A 21,898-nucleotide genomic window follows, 5' to 3' on the forward strand; every position below is an offset into this window, starting at 1 on the left:
GGAGCACGGCGCTGTCGCCATAACGGGACGCGGCGGCGCCGCGGCCCGCCAAGATCGCAGAGGATCAGCCCTCGCGCTTCATCCGCTCCCGGCGAGCGATTTCGGCCTCCGAGGGCTGCGCCAGCTCGAACGTGCCTGTCTTGATTGCGCCCGCACGCTCATAGACGCTCATGATGACGCCCGTCGTCGATACGCTATTGGCGGTCAGCTTCAGCGCCTCCGGCTTGGCGCCTTGACCGAAGAGGCGTTTGCCCGGGCCAAGCACGAGCGGGAAGGTCAGAAGCCGGAATTCGTCGATCAGGTCGTGCGCCAACAGGGTCTGCAGCAGGCCGCTGCTGCCCTGCGTCAGGAGGGCGGGACCGTCCTCCTGCTTCAGCCGGGCGATTTCGGCAGCGACGTCGCCACGCAAGGCGATAGAATTCTCCCAGTCGAGCGGTTCCGTGGAGCTGGTCGCGACATATTTGGTCACGGCGTTGAAGACCTGGCCGATCGGATCGTCCTTCTCGACGAAGGGCCAATGCGCGGCAAAAATCTCGTAAGTCCTGCGGCCGAGCAGCAGTTCGAAGGGGTCGGTAAAGATCCCGCCCATGAACTGGCCCATCGGCTCGTCCCAATAATTGACGGTCCAACCGCCAAGCGTGAAGCCGCCGGTCGGATCCTCCTGTGGCGCGCCCGGCGCCTGCATGACGCCATCCAGGCTGACGAAGGCTGCAGCAACAAGCTTTCTCATCTCTCAACTCCCATTGTTGGTGTGTTCAGAGCCAAGGACGGATCGGCTTGCACCGATCCGACATTCGACGCGTGGTTTTTTAGGCGCGATCTGACTTAATCTGACAAGACCTTGGCGCTGTCGATGATCGCGATGCCATGCGCCCGCATCTCCTCGATGGCGGCGGCGACACCTTCGGGCGTGATGCCGCGGCTTGCATCCTCGATGAAGCGCACGCGGACACCCGGCATCATCTCCAGCGCGTCGAGCGCGGAGAATTTGACGCAATAGTCGGTCGCGAGCCCGCAGACGTCGAGGTCGGTGATGCCCTGGTCCTCGAGGAAATCGGAAAGGCCGGTCGAGGCATCGCGGTCATTGTCGCGGAAGGCCGAATAGCTGTCGATATAGGGATGCTCGCCCTTCTGCTGGATCAGATCGATCTCTTCCGATCTGAGCGCAGGATGCAGTTCCGCATCGAGCGTACCCTGAATGCAGTGGTCGGGCCACATCATCTGCGGTTTGCCGGAGAGTTCACCCATCTCGAAGGGGGCCGCGCCCGGATGGGCGGAGGCGAAGCTGCCGTGGCCCGGCGGATGCCAGTCCTGCGAGGCGACGATCAGATCGTATTTACCGCTGTCGATCAGCCTGTTTGCGACGGGAACCACCTTGTCGCCATCAGGTACCGGCAGATTGCCGCCCGGACAGAAGCCGTTCTGAATGTCGACGAGCAGCAGCGCTTTCATCAACCCCAATCCCTTCGCTTTATTGCAGTGTAAGACGCCAAGCACACTCAATGCATCAACTAGTGGATTTCCAGGCGCGGCGGCGCAAGTGTTAATTCTGGTACTAGCGGTAGTAAGTCATCAAAGTAGAGAGCTCTAATGCAATCTATGCGATAGTATCCAGCGGCGCTCGTGTTGAAATGGAACCGGCGGGAAGGTTCGTGGATGATTTCCGGATCGCAGACGCGGCCAAACACGGCGGCGATTGCCGGCAAATCGATTTGACCGCGAAGACGCTTTCGCGCGGCATCGTTGGATCGAGGCTCCCCCGGCAGAGCCCGGATCTCGGCCGGCTAGATCGCAACCGCTGTGTCGGCTGCGGAATCACCTGCCGCGGCGGAAGCGCCGTAGGTATTGCGGTAGGCCTGAAGCGCCGTCTGCATGTCGCTCAGCACCTTGGTGAGCAGCGGATCGCTATCGCCTGATGTACTGATTTTGCTCGGATCGGCGGCGAGGAATTCCGACTCGGTCAACTTGCCGTCGCCATTCGTATCCATCGCGGCGAAGACCCCTTTGGAAGTGTCGTCGTTCTGATCGCTGCCGTCGCCCTGATCGTCGCTGTCGTCGGTTTTCTGCATGGATAGCATCAGCGACAGGATGTCGGCGGTGATCTTCTTGACGATGTCGGTACTGCTGTCGTCGCTATCGCCGTCGGTCGCGACCGTGCTTGATGTCGAGGACTGCGATGCGGCGGCGAGCTCGTCCGCCGAAATGACGCCGTCACCGTTCTTGTCCAGGCTTGAAAGCGGAGACTGATACTGTGTCAATGTGCTGCCGAGAGATGAAACACTGGTCACTTGAACCTCCTTCGAAAAGTTCGTCGTGAAGCCCGCCTTTCATGGACGGGCAGTCTCCGGGCTAAGCTGATTTGCGCAAAGCGTCAAAGCGACGTTTTGTCATCTGCTGAATGGCGCGCCGAAGGGCCATCCAGCAGTTGAATACGCCGAATCGACGGCGTTGATCCTATCGTCATCATTCAAACAGCAGAATACCTGGTAGAAAAACAGAAAATGCAAAGTCGTTGGTCGACCCGCGGCGCTTTAACTTTAAGAAATTATCAATAAAAAACTACTTATAATTGTGAATCTGGCAAGTGGGCTTTGTTGTATGATTAGCAAGATACGTATCCGCAATTTTCGTTCGATTTCAGATTTGACAGTTGATCCTGCCGATCTGAGTATCCTCATTGGAAAGAATGACACCGGAAAAAGCAACATCCTTCGCGCTCTCAATTTATTCTTCAATGATCAAACGGATTTCCGGCAGGCCTTTGATTTTTCGAGAGATTTCTCAAGGCAGGCAAAGACCGGTCAGGGTAAGGCTCCTGAGATACGCATAGATATTCAATTTAATATTCCGAGCAATTATCAATCTCCAGAGGGGTCTCGATCAATTGAATGGACGCGTCGTTGGCGCGCAAATGAAGTAATTACTGATGATCCTGTATTCGTGTTGAAGGGAAACAAAAAGGAAGAAATAAGTGGAAGATCTAAGCTGTGGACATACCTAAATAATATTGATTACCATTATATTCCGGCCTTGAAGGGGAAGGAATATTTTTCCGAATTGCTTTCGGATATTTACGATGTTTTATCTGACGTGTCGGAAGAGGATTTGGTTTCAGCTTCGAAATCGCTTCAAGATCAGGTTGAGATGATCCTTGGAGATGTCGCTGCAGAACTGAAGGAAGTGCTCCAAAGCAGCAGTATTCCAAAGCTACCGCAGAACCTTCGCTCGATATTCCGCCTGATTCAGTTTGAGTCAGAAGGGATTGATCTCGATAGAAGAGGTGATGGTATTCGAGTCAGGCATGTTCCTAGCCTAATGAAATTTCTATGTGATCTCAAATCTACTCGATCGGGACATTATCAAACTTGTCACATATGGGGTTTCGAGGAACCCGAAAATAGCGTTGATTTCATTTCAGCTTTTGAACTCCGTGGGCAAATCCTTAACATCGCCAAAAAGCGCGATTTTCAAATATTTATGTCCACTCATTCACCGGTTTTCTTCAAGCTGGAGGAACATGAACAAGCGAGTACGTTCTTTTTTAAAAAGGAGGACGGAGCCACCATCCTTTCAAGTGTTGAAGGCGATATTTCGGACGAAATGGGTGTTTTACGGGTTGTTTCCCCCTATGTGGAGGAGAGCCTTGCGGTCGTGTCTGAACTTAAGGCGAAGGTTGATCATTTAACCAACAGGTTGAGCAAGGATGTTATAGATCCATCGCAGAAAATTGTATTTGTTGAAGGTGATACTGACGTAGAAATATTGACAACTGTTAAAGATATATTCGAATTCTTTAAAGATGTGAAATTCGTTTCAAGTATCGCTAACGGATATTCGTCTGCTAACGCAGTTGTTGACAATATAATAGCGTGGCATCATTTGCAAAAGAGTCGAGCCATGCCGAAAGTCATCGGCGTCGGGCTCGTTGATCGCGATAAGGCAGGAGAAATAGCTAAGACGACCTTTGTCGACAAGATGGTCTCTGAGAAATCTAAAAATGCTCGACTGCTATGGTTTCAACCGAGTTCGGAAATGGCGAAGGAATGTATACGAGTTGGTTTTAGGCCAAATTCGAGTCTCGAAAGCTTCGCGCCTCTCGATGTCTGGAAGACTGCTCTTTCCAAGGATTGGCTCGCACGAAAATCAGCTGACGTCATACTTGATAATGCCGTAGAGAGGCTCAGACGCGACTTGCTTGACAGCGGGACAAAGACGCTTTTCGAGCGCGATGAAGCTGAGTTGTTGCCTCACCTGTATGATGTAAGAATGGAGAAGAAACGCCACTTCTGCACGGCCTTCAATTCCGCGATTGCAGCTGATAATAACTTGAATCTAAGGTTTTCAACTACATTTTCGGAGATTAGGTCGGCGTTTTCCGGTGCTATAACATAGATCCGGATCACACATGCTAGACAAGCGCCTCCACCACACGCTTCTGCCCCTCCCGATTGAAAGCACTGTCAACTTATCGCCTTCGACCCCGACAATGTTGCAGCCCCGAATTTCAGATGGAACACACGCTGGCGCGCAAGGTGACGCTGACGATTCAGGCTTGTTTATTGAAGTAGGACTGCCGTAGCAGCAGCCACAGCTATCGTAGCTTCGGGCCTGGGAGGACCTCAATGTGGAGTTCTGCTAATTTGTCGGGGAAATTTGGCGCTAGGTCGATCTTGCTCGCGGCCGCGATTTCTGCCTTTCTTGCCTCAGAAGCAGGAAGCGAAGCCATGTCCGAGCCCGAGCCAGACGAAAAGATCGATGCGACCTTCCGCAACGGATCGCTGACGGCGACCGGGATCATCCTCGGTTTCTCCCTCAATTTCATCAGTCTCTGGGTATCCAATCCGAATGACTGGAGCCGCATCGATCTTCTGCCGATGTCGTTCCTGACGGTCGGCATCGCCATTCAGGTGAAGGTGTTTGCCGATCTTCTGGCGCGGGACTCACTGGTGGCTGTCAAATATGACCGGGCTCGCCGGCTTTTCCTGATCGGATTGTCGATCGTCGCCACCGGGATGGGAATTGCCCTGATGAACGATATTCTCGGGCTTGGAAGCATGCGGATGCTCGGCTGAAGGTGCTGACGCAAGGTCAGACGCGTTCGACGAACCCGTCCAGCACCCGCTTCTGTCCGGCCCGGTCGAACTCGATCGTCAGCTTGTTACCTTCGATGCCGGTGATGTTGCCGTTGCCGAATTTCAGATGGAACACGCGATCGCCGAGGGTGAATCGCGACGGTTCCGACGAGGTCGATTTCGCCACCAGCTCGCCGTCGATCGTGCGCCCTTTCGGACCGCTTTCGCCATAGCCGATGCGTTCGACGGCGTGGCCGGAGCGGGTGCCCCAATTGTCGCGGGTGGCGTCGGTCTTGTTGGCCTGGGCGCGTTTCCAGCCTGGGGTGGAATAGGAATTGGCGAAGGGCTCGGCCTTGTCGAAGCGGGACTGGCCGTAGCCGCCGCGGCCGTAACCGCCATAGCTCTGCTCCATTTCGGCGACCTCGACATGGGTTTCCGGCAGTTCGTCGAGGAAACGCGAGGGCAGGGTCGACTGCCAGAGACCGTGGATGCGGCGGTTGGAGACGAACCAGATATGGCAGCGGTGCTTGGCGCGGGTGATGCCGACATAGGCAAGGCGGCGTTCCTCCTCCAGGCCGGCGCGGCCGCTCTCATCCAGCGAGCGCTGGTGCGGGAAGAGGCCTTCCTCCCAGCCGGGCAGGAAGACGGTGTCGAATTCCAGGCCCTTGGCCGAGTGCAGCGTCATGATCGAGACGGCGTCGAGGTTCTCGTTGGTCTCGGCATCCATGACGAGGGAGACATGTTCAAGGAAGCCGCGCATCGACTCGAAGCTCTCCATCGAGCGGATCAGTTCCTTAAGGTTCTCAAGGCGGCCGGGAGCTTCGGCGCTTTTGTCGTTCTTCCACATGTCGGTATAGCCGGACTCTTCGAGGATCTGCTCGGCAAGTTCGGTATGCGGTGTGTTTTCAAGCAGTTCCTGCCATCGGCGGAAAGATTGAATCACGTCGAAGAGGGCTTTTCGCGCCTTCGGTTTCAGCTCGTCGGTCTCGATGATGTCGGCCGCTGCCGCAAGCATCGGGATGTCGCGAGCGCGCGCGTAGTCGTGCAGCGCACGCACCGTCGTATCGCCGAGGCCACGCTTTGGCGTATTGATGATGCGCTCGAAGGCGAGGTCATCGGAGGCTTGAGCGACCAGGCGGAAATAGGCCATGGCATCGCGGATTTCCAGGCGCTCGTAGAAGCGCGGGCCGCCGATGACGCGGTAATTGAGGCCGAGGGTGACGAAGCGGTCTTCGAATTCGCGCATCTGGAAGGAGGCGCGTACAAGGATCGCCATGTCGTTCAGCAGATGCTTGCTGCGCTGGAGCTGCTCGATCTCCTCACCGATGGCGCGGGCTTCCTCCTCCGAATCCCAGGAGGCGTGGACCTGAACCTTGACGTCGTCCGGATCGGAGCGGTCGGTGAACAGCGTCTTGCCGAGCCGGCCTTCATTATGGGCGATCAGATGCGCCGCGGCGCCGAGAATATGTTCGGTCGAGCGGTAATTGCGCTCGAGCTTGATCACCTTGGCGCCGGGGAAATCCTTCTCGAAGCGCAGGATATTGTCGACCTCCGCGCCGCGCCAGCCATAGATCGACTGATCGTCGTCGCCGACGCAGCAGACATTCTGCGGCTCGCCCTTGGCGCGCTGGGCGAGGAGCCTCAACCACATATACTGGGCGGTGTTGGTGTCCTGGTACTCGTCGACCAGGATATAGCGGAAGCGGCCGTGATATTCCTTCAGGAGATCCGGATTCTTGCGGAAGATCGCGATCGGATGCATCAGCAGATCGCCGAAGTCGCAGGCGTTCAGCGTCGTCAGGCGATTCTGATAGGCAAAATAGAGATCGCGGCCGCGGCCATTGGCAAAGGCGCGGGCGTCGCCCTCGGGAATATCGGCAGGCCCGAGGCCTTTATTCTTCCAGGTGTCGATCATGCCGGCGAACTGCTTGGCCGGCCAGCGCTTGTCGTCGAGGCCTTCGGCCTGGATCAGCTGCTTGATCAGGCGGACGACGTCGTCGGTATCGAGAATGGTGAAATCGGAGCGCAGGCCGACGAGTTCGCCGTGGCGGCGCAGCAGCTTGACGCCGATCGAGTGGAAGGTGCCGAGCCAGGGCATGCCTTCGACGGCGCCGCCGACGAGCAGCGCAATGCGCTCCTTCATCTCGCGGGCGGCCTTGTTGGTGAAGGTGACGGCGAGGATCTGCGAGGGGAAGGCGCGGCCGGTGTTGAGAATATGGGCAATGCGGGTGGTGAGCACCCGTGTCTTGCCGGTGCCGGCGCCGGCGAGCACGAGGACCGGGCCCTCCAACGTTTCGACGGCATCTGTCTGCTCAGGATTCAGCCCGGCGAGATAATCCGGCCGCTTGCCGCCGTCGCGGGCCGCCATGGCGCGCGCGGCGAGGCCTCCAGCTGCAATGCTCCCTGTTGCAGGCGCCTTTCCCAACGAAGCCTGAGGCGGCTGCGGCTTGCGCGCCATCTCGCCCGGCTCTTCATCAAAGAAGGGAATATCGTCGAAACTATTGCTCATGGCGCGTAATGTAGTGATTCGGGAAGGAAAGACCAGAAAAGATGTTCTGCTTTCATTCCCAAGTGGCCGCTATCCCAAGCGGGATGCTCTGGGCACTAAGGGCGCCGCGAGCGCGGCTGCGATCGCCATGCCGGCGAACCGGGCGAAAAAATTCAGATCGCAGCCTGTCGGAAGCGATGCCGGCGCGACGTCCTTGAAGCATCGGGCTTCGATCATCGGACGGGGTCCGGATCAATACTCGTCAACAAGGAGGCCGTTTCATGCCGAAGGTCGTTTCAAATCTCTGGTTCGCCGAGCAAGCGCGCGAAGCCGTCGAATTCTACACATCCGTTATCCCCGACTCCCGGATCGGCCGCATCACTATATTGCCGGCGGAAACGCCGAGCGGGCCTCCCGGCAGCGTCGAGCTGATCGAGTTCACGCTCGGCGACCAGGCCTTCCTGGCGATGAAAGCCGGGCCGCTCGATAGCTTCAACCATTCCTTCTCGATCGCGATTCTCCTGGAAAGCCAGGCCGAGATCGATCGGATATGGGAGGCATTCCTCGCCAATGGCGGCACGCCGGAGGCCTGCGGCTGGCTGAAGGATCGCTGGGGCCTTTCCTGGCAGATCGTGCCGCGCATGCTTTCCGAGATGGTCGCCGATAGCGACCGCGAGCGGGCGAGGCGGGTGACCGAGGTGATGCTCGGCATGATCAAGATCGATATCGCCGCGCTGGAAAAGGCGTTCAACGGCTGAGTCGCGCCGGTGGCATATCGTTACGAAAAACGGGCGCATGGCTGTGATGCGCCCGTCTTTATCATGTCAGGCGCGGATGGGTATGCGCTGTCCAGCATCGACTTTGCGCAGATTGGCTGCCAAGCGTCGATTTTTCCAGGGCTCGAATCACGGGCGACATTGCACACCCTTTTCATCTTTCTGTCACGTCGCGAAATGTGCTGATACCGCAAAAGCCCTTTTCTCAACTACAATAAGAAACAGTTTCGTAGAGTAAAAAAATAACCGGTGCATGCACGTTTTTGTGCATTGCCAGAAACAGCCGGTGAGCGTGGAATATACCTGCGAAACTATTGATTCTTAGGAATGTCGTGGCCATCTCCTTTGGTATGACGACCTAGAGCCTGTGGCAGTAACCTTGAATGGAGGGCCCATGCTGAGCGAATCCGTATTTGATGCGTTCACCCGCAGTTATGATGCGCGCCGCGAGACCGATATGTCGATCGCGGAGTATCTCGACCTTTGTAAAAAAGAACCGCTTGCCTATGCCAATGCGACCGAGCGGCTGCTCGCCGCGATAGGTGAGCCGCAGATGGTCGATACCGCCAGGGACGCGCGCCTCGGCCGGATTTTCATGAACCGGACCATCCGGATCTATCCCGCCTTTGCCGGCTTCCACGGCATGGAAGAGACAATCGAACGCATCGTTTCCTTCTTCCGGCACGCAGCCCAGGGGCTCGAAGAGCGCAAGCAGATCCTCTATCTGCTCGGCCCGGTCGGCGGCGGCAAGTCGTCGCTGGCGGAGCGGCTGAAGCTGCTGATGGAGGTTCATCCGATCTACGTGCTGAAGGCCGGTGACGAGATCAGCCCCGTTTTCGAAAGTCCGCTCAACCTCTTCGACCCGGACACGATGGGATCGCTCCTGCAGGAGCAATACGGCATTCCCCTGCGTCGCCTGAACGGACTGATGAGCCCGTGGTGCCTGAAGCGACTCGACGATTTCGGCGGCGATATCTCCCGCTTCCGCGTCGTCAGAGTACAGCCTTCGCGGCTGCGCCAGATCGCCATCGCCAAGACCGAGCCTGGAGACGAGAACAATCAGGATATCTCGTCGCTGGTCGGCAAGGTCGATATCCGCAAGCTGGAGACCTATTCCCAGAACGATCCCGATGCCTACAGCTATTCGGGCGGCCTCAACCGCGCCAATCAGGGCGTGCTCGAATTCGTCGAGATGTTCAAGGCGCCGATCAAGATGCTGCATCCGCTGCTGACGGCGACGCAGGAGGGGAACTATATCGGCTCCGAGAATATCGGCGCCATACCCTTCTCCGGCATCGTTCTTGCGCATTCGAACGAGGCGGAATGGCAGACCTTCAAGGCCAACAAGAACAACGAAGCGTTCATCGACCGTATTTGCGTCATCAAGGTGCCCTATTGTCTGCGCGTGACGGAAGAGCAGAAGATCTACGAGAAGCTGATCGAGGGATCCGAACTCGCCGATGCGCCATGCGCCCCGGCGACGCTCGAAATGCTGGCCCGCTTCTCCGTGCTTTCACGCCTGCGCAAGCATGAGAATTCGACGTATTTCTCGAAGATGCGCACCTACGACGGCGAAAGCCTGAAGGAGACGGATCCGCGCGCCCGCAGTGTCCAGGAATATCGGGATGCCGCCGGCATCGACGAGGGCATGGACGGCATATCGACCCGCTTCGCCTTCAAAGTGCTCGCCTCCACCTTCAACCACGACACCACGGATATCGGCGCCGATCCGGTTCATCTGATGTATGTGCTGGAGCAGTCGATCCGCCGCGAGCAGTTCTCCGACGATGTCGAGAAGCGCTATCTGGAATTCATCAAGGCCGATCTTGCGCCGCGTTACGCAGAGTTCATTGGAAATGAAATCCAGAAGGCCTATCTTGAATCCTATGCGGACTACGGACAGAACCTGTTCGACCGCTACGTGGACTATGCCGATGCCTGGATCGAAGATGTGGACTTCAAGGATCCCGATACTGGCCAGCTTCTCGACCGCGAGCTCCTCAACCAGGAACTGACGAAGATCGAAAAGCCGGCGGGAATCGCCAATCCGAAGGATTTCCGCAACGAAATCGTCAAGTTCTGCTTGAGATCGCGGGCAGCCAACGGCGGAAAGAATCCGTCATGGACGAGCTACGAGAAAATCCGGGAAGTCATCGAAAAGCGAATGTTCTCGCAAGTCGAAGATCTATTGCCGGTCATTTCCTTCGGATCGAAGAAGGATTCCGAAACGGAAAAGAAGCACAGCGAATTCGTCTCGCGCATGGCCGCGCGGGGTTACACCGAGAGGCAGGTTCGACGCCTTGTGGAATGGTACATGCGCGTCAAACAGGCAAGTTAATGCGGAGCCATTATGCACATTGTCGACCGGCGGCTGAATCCGCGCGGTAAAAGTCTGGAAAATCGGCAGCGGTTCCTTCGACGCATGAAGGGCGCCGTGCAGCAGGCGGTCAAACGTTCTCTGCAAAACCGCAACATTCGCGATGTGCTCGACGGCGGGGAGATCAGCCTGCCGATCGATGGGATGGCCGAACCGAACTTGCGAAGGGGCGACGGCGGCATCCGCGATCATATCCTGCCTGGAAACAGGGCCTTCGTCGAAGGCGACATTCTTCCGCGCCCGCCGGGGAGCAGGGGCGGAAAACCCAAGGATGCGGGCGAAGGCGACGGCGAGGACGGCTTCCGTTTCGTGCTGACGCGCGAAGAATTCCTCGATGTGTTCCTGGACGATCTGGAACTGCCCGACCTTGCCAAGCGGCGCCTGGCTGAAACCGAGGAGGAAACGCCCTTCCGTGCCGGCTATTCCGTGTCGGGATCGCCGTCCAACATCGCCGTCGGCCGCACGACCAGGCTCGCGATGATGCGCCGTGTCGCGCTTGGCCGTCCGCGCCGCGAAGAAATCGAAGCCCTGCAGCGGCAGATCGAGGAATGCGAGGACGACGAGAGCCGCCTGACGCTTGAGGCAAAACTCAAATCCCTGACGGAAAAAAGCCGGCGCATTCCCTATATCGATCCGCTCGACGTGCGGTATCGCCGCTTCGAAAACGAGCCGAAGCCTGTGGCGAAGGCCGTCATGTTCTGCCTGATGGACGTCTCCGGCTCGATGTCGGAACACATGAAGGACCTGGCGAAGCGGTTCTACCTGCTGCTCTACCTCTTCCTGTCGAAGCGTTACAAGAAAGTGGAGATCGTCTTCATCCGCCATACCGACAAGGCCGAGGAAGTCGACGAGGAAACCTTCTTCTATGGCCCGGCAACGGGCGGCACGCTGGTCTCCAGCGCGCTGGCGGCAATGCGGGCGATCATCACGGCGCGTTTCGATCCGGCAGAATGGAATATCTATGGCGCCCAGGCCTCGGATGGCGACAATGCCCATTCGGACGGGAACCTGAGCGGGCAGCTGCTGCGCGAGATTTTGCCGCTGTGCCAGTATTTCGCCTATATCGAGGTCGGTGAAGAGGGCGGCGACTCCTCGGTATCCCGCTCACCGCTTTGGATGCTCTATGACGGGATCCGTTCCGAGCTGCAGCCGCTTTCGATGCGCAAGGTCTGCCGGCGAAACGAAATATTCCCGGTTTTCCACGATCTCTTCCAGAAACGTGACGCACAGTCGAAGGTAACGCCATGACCATGACGATGAGGCCACGAGAGCGGCTATTGTTCGAGGGGGCCGACTGGGACTTTTCAACACTCCAGCGCATCCACGACGCCTGCGAGGACATCGCGCTTAACGAACTCGGCCTCGACGTCTATCCGAACCAGATCGAAGTCATCACCTCCGAGCAGATGCTGGATGCCTATTCCTCAACCGGCATGCCGCTCTTTTACCGCCATTGGTCCTTCGGCAAACACTTCGCGCATCACGAAACTTTCTATCGCCGGGGGATGCGCGATCTTGCCTATGAGATCGTCATCAACAGCTCTCCCTGCATCTCCTACCTGATGGAAGAGAACACGGCGACGATGCAGACGCTCGTCACCGCGCATGCGGCCTTCGGCCACAACCATTTCTTCAAGAACAATTATCTCTTCAAGCTTTGGACCGATGCGGAGGGCATCCTCGATTACCTTGATTTCGCCAAGGGTTATATCACCCGCTGCGAGGAGCGTTACGGCGAGACGGCCGTCGAGCGTACGCTCGACGCTGCCCATGCGCTGATGTCGCACGGGGTGCATCGATACGCGGGCAAGACCACCATCGATCTTCGCCAGGAGGAGAAGCGGCAGCAGGAGCGCCGCGCCCACGAGGAACAGATGTTCAACGACCTGTGGCGCACGGTTCCCGTTGGCAAGGCCAAAAAGGCGAGCGACAGCGGCCTGGATAAGCGCCGCGCCGCCCTCGGTCTTCCGCAGGACAACATCCTTTACTTTCTCGAGAAAACGGCGCCGCGGCTGCAGCCGTGGCAGCGCGAAATCCTTCGCATCGTCCGCCACGTCGCGCAATATTTTCATCCGCAGCGCCAGACCAAGGTGATGAACGAGGGAACCGCCACCTTCGTCCACTACCAGATCATGAACCGGCTTCACGAGCGGGGGCAGATCAGCGACGGAAACTTCCTCGAATTCCTGAAGTCGCACGCCAATGTGGTGTTCCAGCCGAGCTATGACGACCGGCGGTTCTCGGGCTTCAACCCCTATGCGCTTGGTTTTGCGATGATGCAGGATATCGAGAGGATCGTCACGACGCCGACGGAAGAGGACCGCGCATGGTTTCCCGATATCGCCGGACGAGGCGATGCGATGGCGGTGTTGCGCGACATCTGGGCCAACTACCGGGACGAGAGCTTCATCAGCCAGTTCCTGAGCCCGAACCTGATCCGGCAGTTGCGGCTGTTCCATCTCTACGACGATCCGGAGCAGACCGAGGGGATACTGGTTTCGGCGATCCACAATGAGCGCGGATATTTGCGCATCCGCCGCCAGCTCTCCCGCGAATATGATATCGGCTGGACCGACCCGGCAATCGATATCGTCGATGTCGACCTCGCCGGCGACCGCCGCCTGTTACTGCAGCACATCGTCGTGAATGGCTGCTACCTTCAGGAAAATGACACGAAACTCGTCCTGCAGCATCTCGCCGATCTCTGGGGCTACGACGTCTTGCTTCAGGAAATCGACAGCTCCAGCACGGTGGCGAGAGAACACACGGCGAGCCCGCGCAAAATCGGTCAATAATCACCCGTTATGCTGACGGGCGATAATCAACAATTATCGGTGGCAACAAACACAGAGCCTTAGTAGTTTATCGCCGTTGCAATCGCCCCCCTGATCTCGGCCAGTTTCACCCTTTGCAGCGATCTTTCCCGGCGGGCGGACAGCGCGGAGACGAGAGACCATGAGTGAAACGCGGCGCAAGCTGACGACGATCTTCTGTGCTGACGTGCAGGACTATACGCGGCTGATGGGGGCTGACGAAGAGGGCACGCTTGCGAGCCTGAAGCGCTGCCGGGAGGCGATGGGGCGCCTGATCGAAAGCCATGGCGGCCGCATCATCAATACCTGGGGCGATGGGCTGATCGCCGATTTCCCGAGCGTGGTCGAAGCGGTGCGCGCGGCCGTCGACACTCAGAACGAACTCGCGGGCTTCAACGCCCGCCGCCCGGCCGACGGGCGCATGCTCTTCCGCATCGGCATCAACCTCGGCGACGTGATCGTCGAAGACGACGATATTTATGGCGACGGCGTGAATATCGCGGCGCGGTTGCAGGCTTCGGCGACGGCCGGCGGCATCGTCATATCGAGCACCGTTTACGACCAGGTCCGCAACAAGGTGGCTGTGGGTTTCGAGTTTCTCGGGCCGCTGATGGTGAAGAACGTCGATGAAGGCGTGCCGAGCTATGCGGTGAAGATCGGCGACGCCAGGGATGAGACGCCGCCTGCCGGAGGATCCGGTCCGGCGCGACCGCAGCCGGCGGCGGTTATGCCGGCTGGTATGGCCGAGGTAAGGCCGGCACCGGGCAGACGCAGGCTGTACGGGGTGCTCGGCGTTATCGCCGTGGTCCTGATCGGCATCAACCTTCTATCGTGGCAGGGCGTTTTCTGGGCGCGCTTTCCGGTGCTTGCGCTCGCCGTCGTCGCGGCACTCGCCTGGAATCGCGACCAGAGCCGGTTCAACCGCAAGCTCACCTCGCTGGCGATCCTGGCGCTCGGCTTTGTCGGCATCAACCTCTTCACCTGGACGGGGCAGTTCTGGGCGGTGTGGCCGATCCTCGGGATTGCCGCCGCAATGGGCCTGCGATGGTCGATGCGCCGATAGACGTCCGACCCGCATCGCCAGAGATTGGATACGGCATCTCGCCCGAAATCGACGGTGTCAAAGACATGCGTGAGTGTCCGTTCAAGCAAAAGTGAGCGTCCGGGTTATTTCCATTCTTTGTTGATATTACAAATCGGTAATGCCGGCTGCTTATGCTTGCCGGTAAACTGTAAACGCGCGATATTGTCGCATCAGACGGGACTCTTGATCCCGCAGCGCCTCTTTCGACCGACCCTGGTCCAACCTCGAGTCCCTCCGGAGACGTGAATGGCCTTTTGGAAGCAGTTTATACTGTCGCTCATCGTCATTATTGCCGGCTTTGCCGCGTGGGTTTTCCTTGTGCCCGGCGCCGGCGATACGATGCGCGATGCAGGTATTCCAGAGAGCATCGTTTCCAAGATCGCGCCGAAGGCCGAGGAGACAGCGGATGCCGACGCTCCCGGCCGGGCACAAGGTCAACAGCGCGGCGAGGGACAAGGCCAGGGCCAGAACCGCCGCAACGGCGGCGGGCGTAACAGCGCCATCCTCGTCGCGACGCAAGCCGTCGTCCAGGGCGTCGTCAACGATCGGCTGAATGCCATCGGCACAGGTGACGCGATCCGTTCGGTTGCGGTCACGCCGCAGGCATCGGGCACAATCCGCGAAATCCTCATCAAGTCGGGCGACAGGGTGAAGGCCGGGCAGGTGCTGGCCAAGCTCGACAGCGAGGAGCAGGTGATCGCCCGCGGCCAGGCGGATGTGGCGGTCAAGGCCGCCGTCGAGAAATCCAATCTCTATCACAACATCAAGTCCAGCGTGTCGCGCATGGATGTCTTCGATTCCGAGATCGCCGAGCAGGGCGCGCGGCTGCAGTTGCAGGCCGCCGAGCTCAATCTCGCACGGCGCAACATCACAGCCCCGATCGACGGCATCGTCGGCATCGTGCCGGTCAATATTGGTGACAACGTCACGACGAGCATCCCGATCGTCACCCTCGACGACCGTTCGGAAATCCTCGTCGACTATTGGGTGCCGGAGCGCTTCGCCAATACGGTGTCGGTCGGCCAGCCGGTCGAGGCGATGTCGGTCGCAAGGCCGGGACAGGTGTTTTCCGGTGTCGTCGAAGCCGTCGACAACCGCATCGACGCGGCAAGCCGCACGCTTCGCCTGCGCGCCCGGATCGACAACAGCTCCGATGAGCTGCGTGCCGGCATGTCCTTCAGCGTCAGCATGAAATTTCCCGGCGACAAATATCCGGCCGTCGACCCGGTCGCCGTGCAGTGGGATTCGCAGGGTTCCTTCGTCTGGCAGGTGACCGACGACAAGTCGCATAAGGTGCGTGTCAGCGTCGTGCAGCGCAATCCCGATTTCGTGCTCGTCAAAGCCGACCTTAAGGACGGCGACAAGATCGTAACGCAGGGCCTGCAGCGCGTGCGGGAGGGCGGGGCGGTGCGTATCAGCGCCGATGTCGCATCCACTGCGGAGGTCGCGACCCAATGAGCGTGACCGAGATTCATCAGGACAGGGCCTCGGGCAAGCAGAGCTTCACCGCACTTTTCGTTCGCCGGCCGATCCTGGCGCTGGTGTTCAACACGCTGATGGTCGTAGCCGGCCTTGCGGCTTATGTCGGCGTCGAGGTGCGCGAACTGCCGGATGTCGACCGTCCCGTCGTCACCGTGCGCACCACCTTCGACGGCGCATCGCCGCAGACGATCGACCAGGAACTGACCAAGGTGATCGAGGGGGCGGTTGCGCGCGTCAGCGGCCTGAAGTCGATCTCGTCGACCTCTTCCTTCGGCCAGAGTCGGGTGACGCTGGAATTCTCCGATGCGATCGATCTGGCGGTCGCCGCCAACGACGTGCGCGACGCGATCGGCCGCGTCACCCAGAACCTGCCGGATGAGGCGGATGCGCCGCAGATCGTCAAGGCGGATTCGGATTCCTCGGCGATCATGCGCCTTGCCGTCACCTCCACCAAACTCAACATGGACGACCTGACACAGCTCGTCGAAAACGAGGTGATCGATCGCCTCGCCTCCGTCGATGGCGTTGCCGATGTCGAGGAATATGGCGACCAGGAGAAGGTTTTCCGCGTCGATGTCGACCAGGGCGCGCTGGCCAGCCGCGGGCTGACCATCGGCGACCTGACGAAGGCGCTCGACAATGCGGCCCTCGACGTGCCGGCCGGCTCGCTGAAAAGCAAGACGCAGGATATCGTGGTGCGCGCCACCGCCAATCTGCAGACGCCGGCGGATTTTTCCAACGTCATGCTGCAGGATCGTATTCGGCTCGGTGATGTGGCGACGGTGACGCTTGGGCCGCGCGACGGTGAAACGGCGCTGCGCTCCAACGGCAAGCCGGGCATCGGCCTCGGCATCATTCGCCAGGCGCAGTCGAATACGCTGAACATCTCGACCGGCATCAAGGCCGCTGTCGACCAGCTATCGAAGACGTTGCCCGAGGGCACGAGGATCGCCATAACCAGCGACGACGCCGTCTTCATCCAGGGCGCGATCCACGAGGTGGTGCTGGCGCTGGTGCTCGCCGCCGTCATCGTCACCGCCGTCATCTATCTCTTCCTGCGCGACTGGCGCGCGACGCTGATCCCGGCGGTCAGCATGCCGGTGGCGCTGATCGGCACGCTGGCGGCAATTTATATGGTCGGCTTCTCGATCAACATCCTGACGCTGCTTGCCATCGTGCTGGCGACCGGCCTCGTCGTCGACGATGCGATCGTCGTGCTCGAAAATATCGTGCGCCGGCGCGCCGAAGGCATGGGGCCGCGCGCGGCCGCCGTGCTCGGCACGCGCGAGGTGTTCTTCGCCGTCATCGCCACGACGGCGACGCTGGCGGCGGTGTTCATTCCGCTCTCCTTCCTGCCGGGACAGGTCGGCGGCCTTTTTCGCGAATTCGGCTTCGTGCTCGCCTTCTCGGTCGGGCTGTCGTCGATTGTGGCGCTGACGCTGTGTCCGATGCTTGCCTCGCGCATGCTGACCAAGCCGGTTCTCGAGGATCACGGCGCGCTCGGCCGTTTCGGCGGGGCGCTTGCCGGTCTCTATAAATGGGCGCTGCACGGCTGCCTCAACGCGCCCTTCGTCGTCATCCTGTTTTCGGTAATCTTTGCCGGCGCGGCGGTCATCGCCTTTTCCACAGTCAAGAGCGAGCTGACGCCCGAAGAGGACCGCTCGATGGTGATGATGCGGCTGACGACGCCGCAGGGATCGAGCCTCGAATATACTCGCGACAAGATGCAGCTCGTCGAGGAATATCTGCAGCCGCTGGTCGACAGCGGCGACATCCGCAACGTCTTCTCGATCTCAGGCCAGGGCGGTTCTTTGAATAGCGGCTTCATGGTGCTGACACTTGCTCCCTGGGGAGAGCGTCAGAGGACGCAGGCGGAGATCGTCGGCGACATCAACCAGGCGGCATCAAGGGTGCCGGCGCTGCGCGGCAATGCCATCTCCTCCAACAGCCTGCGCATCCGCGGCGCCGGCAGCGGCGTGCAGATGGCGCTGATCGGCAATGATCACGAGGCGCTGACGGCGGCAGCCGCCAAGCTGGTTCAGGCGCTCGAGGCCACCGGCCAATACGATACGCCGCGCCTGACCAACGAGCCGAGCCAGGCGCAGGTATCGGTGGCGATCGACCGCGAGCGTGCCTCCGACCTCGGCATCGACATCACCGGGCTTTCGACGGCGATCCAGTCGCTGCTCGAAGGGCGCTCGGTGGTCGACGTCTTCGTCGACGGCGAATCCTATCCCGTGCTTCTGACCTCGACGACGCGGCCGATCGACGATCCGACCGACCTCGAGAACGTGTTCCTGAAGACCGGCGACGGCAAGATCGTGCCGATGTCGGTCATCGCCACGATGAAGGAAGGTTCGGTTGCGCCGCAGCTAAACCGCGAGCAGCAGCTCGCTTCGGTCGCGATCACGGCCGGCCTCAGGAACGGCATGTCGCTCGGCGATGCGGTCAAGCAGGTCACAGCGCTCGCCGAGCCGCTGTTGCCGGCAGGCTCCCGCCTGTTGCCGCTTGCTGAAGCGGCGACGCTCGAGGAGAATTCGAGCGGCATGGCGCTGACCTTCGGCTTCGCCATCGTCATCATCTTCCTGGTATTGGCCGCGCAGTTCGAAAGCGTGCTGTCCTCGCTGATCATCATGTCGACGGTGCCGCTCGGCCTTGCCTGCGCCGTTTTCGCGCTGGTGATCACCGGCTCCAGCCTCAACATCTACAGCCAGATCGGTCTCGTGCTGCTCGTCGGCGTCATGGCCAAGAACGGCATCCTGATCGTCGAATTCGCCAATCAGCTGCGCGACCGCGGCGAGGACGTGCGGTCCTCGATCGAAAAGGCCTGCGCGCTACGCCTTCGCCCGGTGATGATGACGATGATCGCCACCATCCTCGGCGGCGTGCCGCTGGTTTTTGCCCATGGCGCGGGCGCCGAAGCGCGCGTTGCGCTCGGCTGGGTGATCGTCGGCGGTCTCGGTTTCGCGACGCTGGTGACGCTGTTCATCACGCCGGTCGCCTATCTGCTGCTTGCCCGCTTCGCCAAGCCGCACGCCCATGAGGAAGCGCGCCTGCACGAAGAGATGGCGGTCGCCACACGGTCGCGCACTGCCCCCGATGATGAGCAGCTACAGGCTGCCGAATAAGGCTTCCATCCGATTTTGCAACGCCGCCGTACCTCGTTCGGCGGCGTTTCTTATGGTGTACGAAACCTTGAAAAATAAGATGAATTACTTCTGAAGTTTAGCCGTTTGTTAAGCATAAACGGCAATGATTGCTCCAGACACCGACTGGTCTTCTTCGTTTCTTGAAGGCCGCAGCGCTGAAGCGTCAGCGACCCCGGACATGAGCGTCCGCGCGGCACGGTTCATTTTTGTACAGTTTGCGTCTGTTGAGTTTTTGGAGTCTAGTTCCCGTGAGTATTTATCAGCGCGTTTCCGTGGACGCGGCGCTTCATGTGCTGCGCGATATCAATCGGAACATGGCCGTCACTCAAAATCACATCACGACGGGCATGCGTGTTGCAAAAGCCAGCGACAATGCCGTCTACTGGTCGGTCGCCACAACCGCGCGAACCGATAACAAGGCGATTTCAGCGATCCAGGATGCGCTCGGTATGGCGGCGGCGACGATGGGAACGGCCTATACCGGCGTTCAGGACGTCATCGACGTCGTCTCCGAGATCAAGGCGAAGCTGGTCGCCGCAACGGAAGATGGTGTCGACAAGAACAAGATCAACGAAGAGCTCAAGCAGTTGCAGGAGCAGTTGCGCAGCGTCTCGGAAGCGGCGACCTTCAACAGTGACAACTGGGTGGTCCTCAATAACGATGCGACCCCGACGCGGCCGCGCCAGATCCCGGCTTCCTTCATTCGCAATGCCGACGGCACTGTCTCGGTCGGCATGCTGAGCTACCATATCGATACGACGCCGAGCGGAAGCACGTCCTCCAAGGATGCGCGCTATCTGATCGACGATCGCGCCACCGGTTCGGGTGAATACGGTGTGCTGACGTCGGCCTATTTCGCCACCGAACTCGGCGCCTCGCAGAACTACGTGCTGATGACGAGCAAGAATGGCACCACCACCGGCCAAGTGGTGATCTCGCTTTCGGACACCACGACGAAAGGACAGGTCAGCGAAATGATCAGCGTCGTCGATGCAGCGCTGACGCAGCTGACGACGGTCGGCTCGGCTTTCGGCGCGCTGGAGAAACGCATCAACCTGCAGAACGATTTCGCTGGCAAACTGCACGATAACATCACCGCCGGCATCGGCCGGCTCGTCGATGCCGACATGGAAGAGGAGTCCAGCAAGCTCAAGGCGCAGCAGACGCAGCAGCAACTCGGCCTGCAATCGCTGAACATCGCCAATGCGACTTACGATACGGTCAGGCAGTTGTTCCAGAATTTCTAAGAGTGCGATCCCACTCTCCCTCATTCCGGTGACGAGCACAGGAATGAGGGAGGAGAAGTGGCGGCTCCAACAACGCACTATGCGACGGCCGATGACGGCAATCACAGGCGCGCTACTCGCTAAAACTGGTGATATCCGCGCATTCCCGCAACATGGCTTCTGTTTCGGCGCCTGAAATTCCCCTATCAAGAGAGCATCTTCATTTTCTTGCCGCAATCCTTGCCATTTGCTCGCATCAGTTCGAACGGAGACCGTCCTGTCCATGATCAAGAAATTCATACTTCTGGCTGTTGCAGCAAGTTATCTCAGTGCCTGCACGACGACCGATCCCTATACCGGTGAGCAGAAGGTTTCCAATACGGCCGGCGGCGCTGCGCTTGGCGCCCTCGGCGGTGCCCTCGTCGGTGTGGCTGTTGGCGGCGGCGGCCACGGCAAGCGCAATGCGGCATTGATCGGCGCAGGCGTCGGGGCTCTCGCCGGTGGCGCGATCGGCAATTACATGGACCAACAGGAAGCCGAGCTTCGTGCCCAGCTCGAAGGCACGGGCATTTCGGTGACCCGCAACGGCGACAACATCATCCTCAACATGCCCTCGAACATCACCTTCGACGTCGACCAGGATGCGGTGAAGCCGGGCTTCTATCCGACGCTGAATTCGGTGGCGATCGTACTGCGCAAGTTCAACCGGACGCTGATCGACGTCAACGGCCATACGGATTCGACCGGCAGCCTGCAACACAATCAGGACCTGTCGCAGCGCCGCGCGCTTTCGGTTGCCGATTATCTCGGTGGCCAGGGCATCGACCAGCGCCGCGTCTCCGCCGTCGGTTTCGGCCCGTCGCAGCCCGTCGCCTCCAATGCGAGCGAGGCCGGCCGCGCACAGAACCGCCGCGTCGAAATCCAGATCGCGCCGATCACGCAGGGCTGATCGCACGCTTTCCCAGACAACACGAAGGCCGGGTCATTGCCCGGCCTTTTTCATTCCAATCTTTACGTCAGTGCTGCATCGTCGCGCCCTTGGTGATCTTGTCGACGATCTTCTTTTCGGCGCGCAGCGCGATACCGACCACCTTGGCATCTTCGGGCGCGAATTCGGCGAAGACGGCGCGGTTGGCGGCGTCGTGGCCGGTTGCAAACATTTCCTCGATGAACAGCGAGGCGGTGACATCGCGCTCCAGCGCACGGCGATGGATGGCTGACATCGTCGCCTCCTCGGCGGAGAGCACGATGATCGGTTGGATCGACAGCGGATTATAGAGATTGCCGGCGCGGTCCTTGTAGGGTTCACCGATGATTTCGGGGTGTCCGCCGGCGATGCCTGTCATCAGGAAGGCGGTGACGTTCAGTTTCTGCCAGCCGGCAAGATTGTTTCGCAGGACGACGGCAATTTTGGTATCAAACATCGGATGG

The 21,898-nt window shown here is 59.5% G+C and carries 16 protein-coding genes; 11 read left to right on the plus strand and 5 right to left on the minus strand.

Features of this window, described 5'->3' with window-relative positions:
- Window positions 1-64 precede the first annotated feature (64 nt).
- From FHT69_RS03055 to FHT69_RS03065, 3 genes are all read right to left on the minus strand, one after another.
- Window positions 65-730, minus strand: a complete 666-nt coding sequence (locus tag FHT69_RS03055; RefSeq protein WP_047610896.1) for a dihydrofolate reductase family protein — start codon at window positions 728-730, stop codon at window positions 65-67.
- Window positions 731-825: 95 nt separating this feature from the next.
- Window positions 826-1,452: a bifunctional nicotinamidase/pyrazinamidase gene (gene pncA, locus FHT69_RS03060; RefSeq protein WP_132572565.1), complete on the minus strand. Its 627-nt coding sequence runs from the start codon at window positions 1,450-1,452 to the stop codon at window positions 826-828.
- Between the two features lie 332 nt (window positions 1,453-1,784).
- On the minus strand, window positions 1,785-2,288 hold the full coding sequence (locus FHT69_RS03065; protein WP_183904894.1) for an EF-hand domain-containing protein: 504 nt from the start codon (window positions 2,286-2,288) through the stop codon (window positions 1,785-1,787).
- 310 nt (window positions 2,289-2,598) lie between these two features.
- Between FHT69_RS03065 and FHT69_RS03070 the strand changes: the two genes are divergently transcribed.
- Both FHT69_RS03070 and FHT69_RS03075 read left to right on the plus strand, forming a co-directional pair.
- Entirely contained in the window at window positions 2,599-4,392 is a 1,794-nt protein-coding gene (locus FHT69_RS03070; RefSeq protein WP_183904895.1) for an ATP-dependent nuclease, read from the plus strand.
- A 332-nt stretch (window positions 4,393-4,724) separates the two neighbouring features.
- Window positions 4,725-5,072: a hypothetical protein gene (locus FHT69_RS03075; protein WP_183904896.1), complete on the plus strand. Its 348-nt coding sequence runs from the start codon at window positions 4,725-4,727 to the stop codon at window positions 5,070-5,072.
- Between the two features lie 16 nt (window positions 5,073-5,088).
- On the opposite strand, the gene FHT69_RS03080 is transcribed toward FHT69_RS03075, so the two are convergent.
- Entirely contained in the window at window positions 5,089-7,581 is a 2,493-nt protein-coding gene (locus tag FHT69_RS03080) for an ATP-dependent helicase (protein WP_183903145.1), read from the minus strand.
- A 260-nt stretch (window positions 7,582-7,841) separates the two neighbouring features.
- Between FHT69_RS03080 and FHT69_RS03085 the strand changes: the two genes are divergently transcribed.
- The 9 genes from FHT69_RS03085 (at window position 7,842) to FHT69_RS03125 (ending at window position 21,416) form a co-directional block, all read left to right on the plus strand.
- Window positions 7,842-8,318 carry a VOC family protein gene (locus FHT69_RS03085; RefSeq protein ID WP_047610889.1) on the plus strand — a complete coding sequence of 159 codons (477 nt, stop codon included), beginning with the start codon at window positions 7,842-7,844 and terminating at the stop codon, window positions 8,316-8,318.
- A 412-nt stretch (window positions 8,319-8,730) separates the two neighbouring features.
- Window positions 8,731-10,674 (plus strand): PrkA family serine protein kinase, encoded by a 1,944-nt coding sequence (locus FHT69_RS03090; RefSeq protein WP_047610888.1) that lies wholly within the window; start codon window positions 8,731-8,733, stop codon window positions 10,672-10,674.
- Window positions 10,675-10,686: 12 nt separating this feature from the next.
- Window positions 10,687-11,961 (plus strand): YeaH/YhbH family protein, encoded by a 1,275-nt coding sequence (locus FHT69_RS03095; protein ID WP_183904897.1) that lies wholly within the window; start codon window positions 10,687-10,689, stop codon window positions 11,959-11,961.
- Window positions 11,958-13,508: a SpoVR family protein gene (locus FHT69_RS03100; protein ID WP_183904898.1), complete on the plus strand. Its 1,551-nt coding sequence runs from the start codon at window positions 11,958-11,960 to the stop codon at window positions 13,506-13,508. The genes FHT69_RS03095 and FHT69_RS03100 overlap by 4 nt, the downstream gene beginning before the upstream one ends.
- A gap of 160 nt (window positions 13,509-13,668) precedes the next feature.
- Complete coding sequence (locus FHT69_RS03105) at window positions 13,669-14,589, plus strand: adenylate/guanylate cyclase domain-containing protein (RefSeq protein ID WP_097542161.1); 921 nt, start codon at window positions 13,669-13,671, stop codon at window positions 14,587-14,589.
- Window positions 14,590-14,856: 267 nt separating this feature from the next.
- Window positions 14,857-16,068 carry an efflux RND transporter periplasmic adaptor subunit gene (locus tag FHT69_RS03110; RefSeq protein WP_132572562.1) on the plus strand — a complete coding sequence of 404 codons (1,212 nt, stop codon included), beginning with the start codon at window positions 14,857-14,859 and terminating at the stop codon, window positions 16,066-16,068.
- Window positions 16,065-19,220 (plus strand): efflux RND transporter permease subunit, encoded by a 3,156-nt coding sequence (locus FHT69_RS03115; protein WP_127430214.1) that lies wholly within the window; start codon window positions 16,065-16,067, stop codon window positions 19,218-19,220. Before FHT69_RS03110 ends, FHT69_RS03115 begins: the two co-directional genes overlap by 4 nt.
- A 269-nt stretch (window positions 19,221-19,489) precedes the next feature.
- A complete protein-coding gene (locus tag FHT69_RS03120; protein ID WP_183904899.1) occupies window positions 19,490-20,488 on the plus strand; it encodes a flagellin in 999 nt (332 codons plus the stop codon).
- 262 nt (window positions 20,489-20,750) lie between these two features.
- Complete coding sequence (locus tag FHT69_RS03125; RefSeq protein WP_047610874.1) at window positions 20,751-21,416, plus strand: OmpA family protein; 666 nt, start codon at window positions 20,751-20,753, stop codon at window positions 21,414-21,416.
- A 67-nt stretch (window positions 21,417-21,483) separates the two neighbouring features.
- Here FHT69_RS03125 and FHT69_RS03130 read toward each other — a convergent pair whose 3' ends face one another.
- Window positions 21,484-21,891 (minus strand): DUF2000 family protein, encoded by a 408-nt coding sequence (locus FHT69_RS03130; RefSeq protein ID WP_063474611.1) that lies wholly within the window; start codon window positions 21,889-21,891, stop codon window positions 21,484-21,486.
- Between the last annotated feature and the right edge of the window lie 7 nt (window positions 21,892-21,898).

It is taken from the genome of Rhizobium sp. BK008 (genome assembly GCF_014197345.1).
GTDB lineage: Bacteria > Pseudomonadota > Alphaproteobacteria > Rhizobiales > Rhizobiaceae > Rhizobium > Rhizobium anhuiense.

What these genes read in the sequence shown, in the direction of transcription:
- FHT69_RS03055 (WP_047610896.1), bottom strand. Translation starts at nt 730, where the DNA reads ATGAGAAAGCTTGTTGCTGCAGCCTTCGTCAGCCTGGATGGCGTCATG.
- pncA (WP_132572565.1), bottom strand. Translation starts at nt 1,452, where the DNA reads ATGAAAGCGCTGCTGCTCGTCGACATTCAGAACGGCTTCTGTCCGGGC.
- FHT69_RS03070 (WP_183904895.1), top strand. Translation starts at nt 2,599, where the DNA reads ATGATTAGCAAGATACGTATCCGCAATTTTCGTTCGATTTCAGATTTG.
- FHT69_RS03075 (WP_183904896.1), top strand. Translation starts at nt 4,725, where the DNA reads ATGTCCGAGCCCGAGCCAGACGAAAAGATCGATGCGACCTTCCGCAAC.
- FHT69_RS03080 (WP_183903145.1), bottom strand. Translation starts at nt 7,581, where the DNA reads ATGAGCAATAGTTTCGACGATATTCCCTTCTTTGATGAAGAGCCGGGC.
- FHT69_RS03085 (WP_047610889.1), top strand. Translation starts at nt 7,842, where the DNA reads ATGCCGAAGGTCGTTTCAAATCTCTGGTTCGCCGAGCAAGCGCGCGAA.
- FHT69_RS03090 (WP_047610888.1), top strand. Translation starts at nt 8,731, where the DNA reads ATGCTGAGCGAATCCGTATTTGATGCGTTCACCCGCAGTTATGATGCG.
- FHT69_RS03095 (WP_183904897.1), top strand. Translation starts at nt 10,687, where the DNA reads ATGCACATTGTCGACCGGCGGCTGAATCCGCGCGGTAAAAGTCTGGAA.
- FHT69_RS03100 (WP_183904898.1), top strand. Translation starts at nt 11,958, where the DNA reads ATGACCATGACGATGAGGCCACGAGAGCGGCTATTGTTCGAGGGGGCC.
- FHT69_RS03105 (WP_097542161.1), top strand. Translation starts at nt 13,669, where the DNA reads ATGAGTGAAACGCGGCGCAAGCTGACGACGATCTTCTGTGCTGACGTG.
- FHT69_RS03110 (WP_132572562.1), top strand. Translation starts at nt 14,857, where the DNA reads ATGGCCTTTTGGAAGCAGTTTATACTGTCGCTCATCGTCATTATTGCC.
- FHT69_RS03115 (WP_127430214.1), top strand. Translation starts at nt 16,065, where the DNA reads ATGAGCGTGACCGAGATTCATCAGGACAGGGCCTCGGGCAAGCAGAGC.
- FHT69_RS03125 (WP_047610874.1), top strand. Translation starts at nt 20,751, where the DNA reads ATGATCAAGAAATTCATACTTCTGGCTGTTGCAGCAAGTTATCTCAGT.
- FHT69_RS03130 (WP_063474611.1), bottom strand. Translation starts at nt 21,891, where the DNA reads ATGTTTGATACCAAAATTGCCGTCGTCCTGCGAAACAATCTTGCCGGC.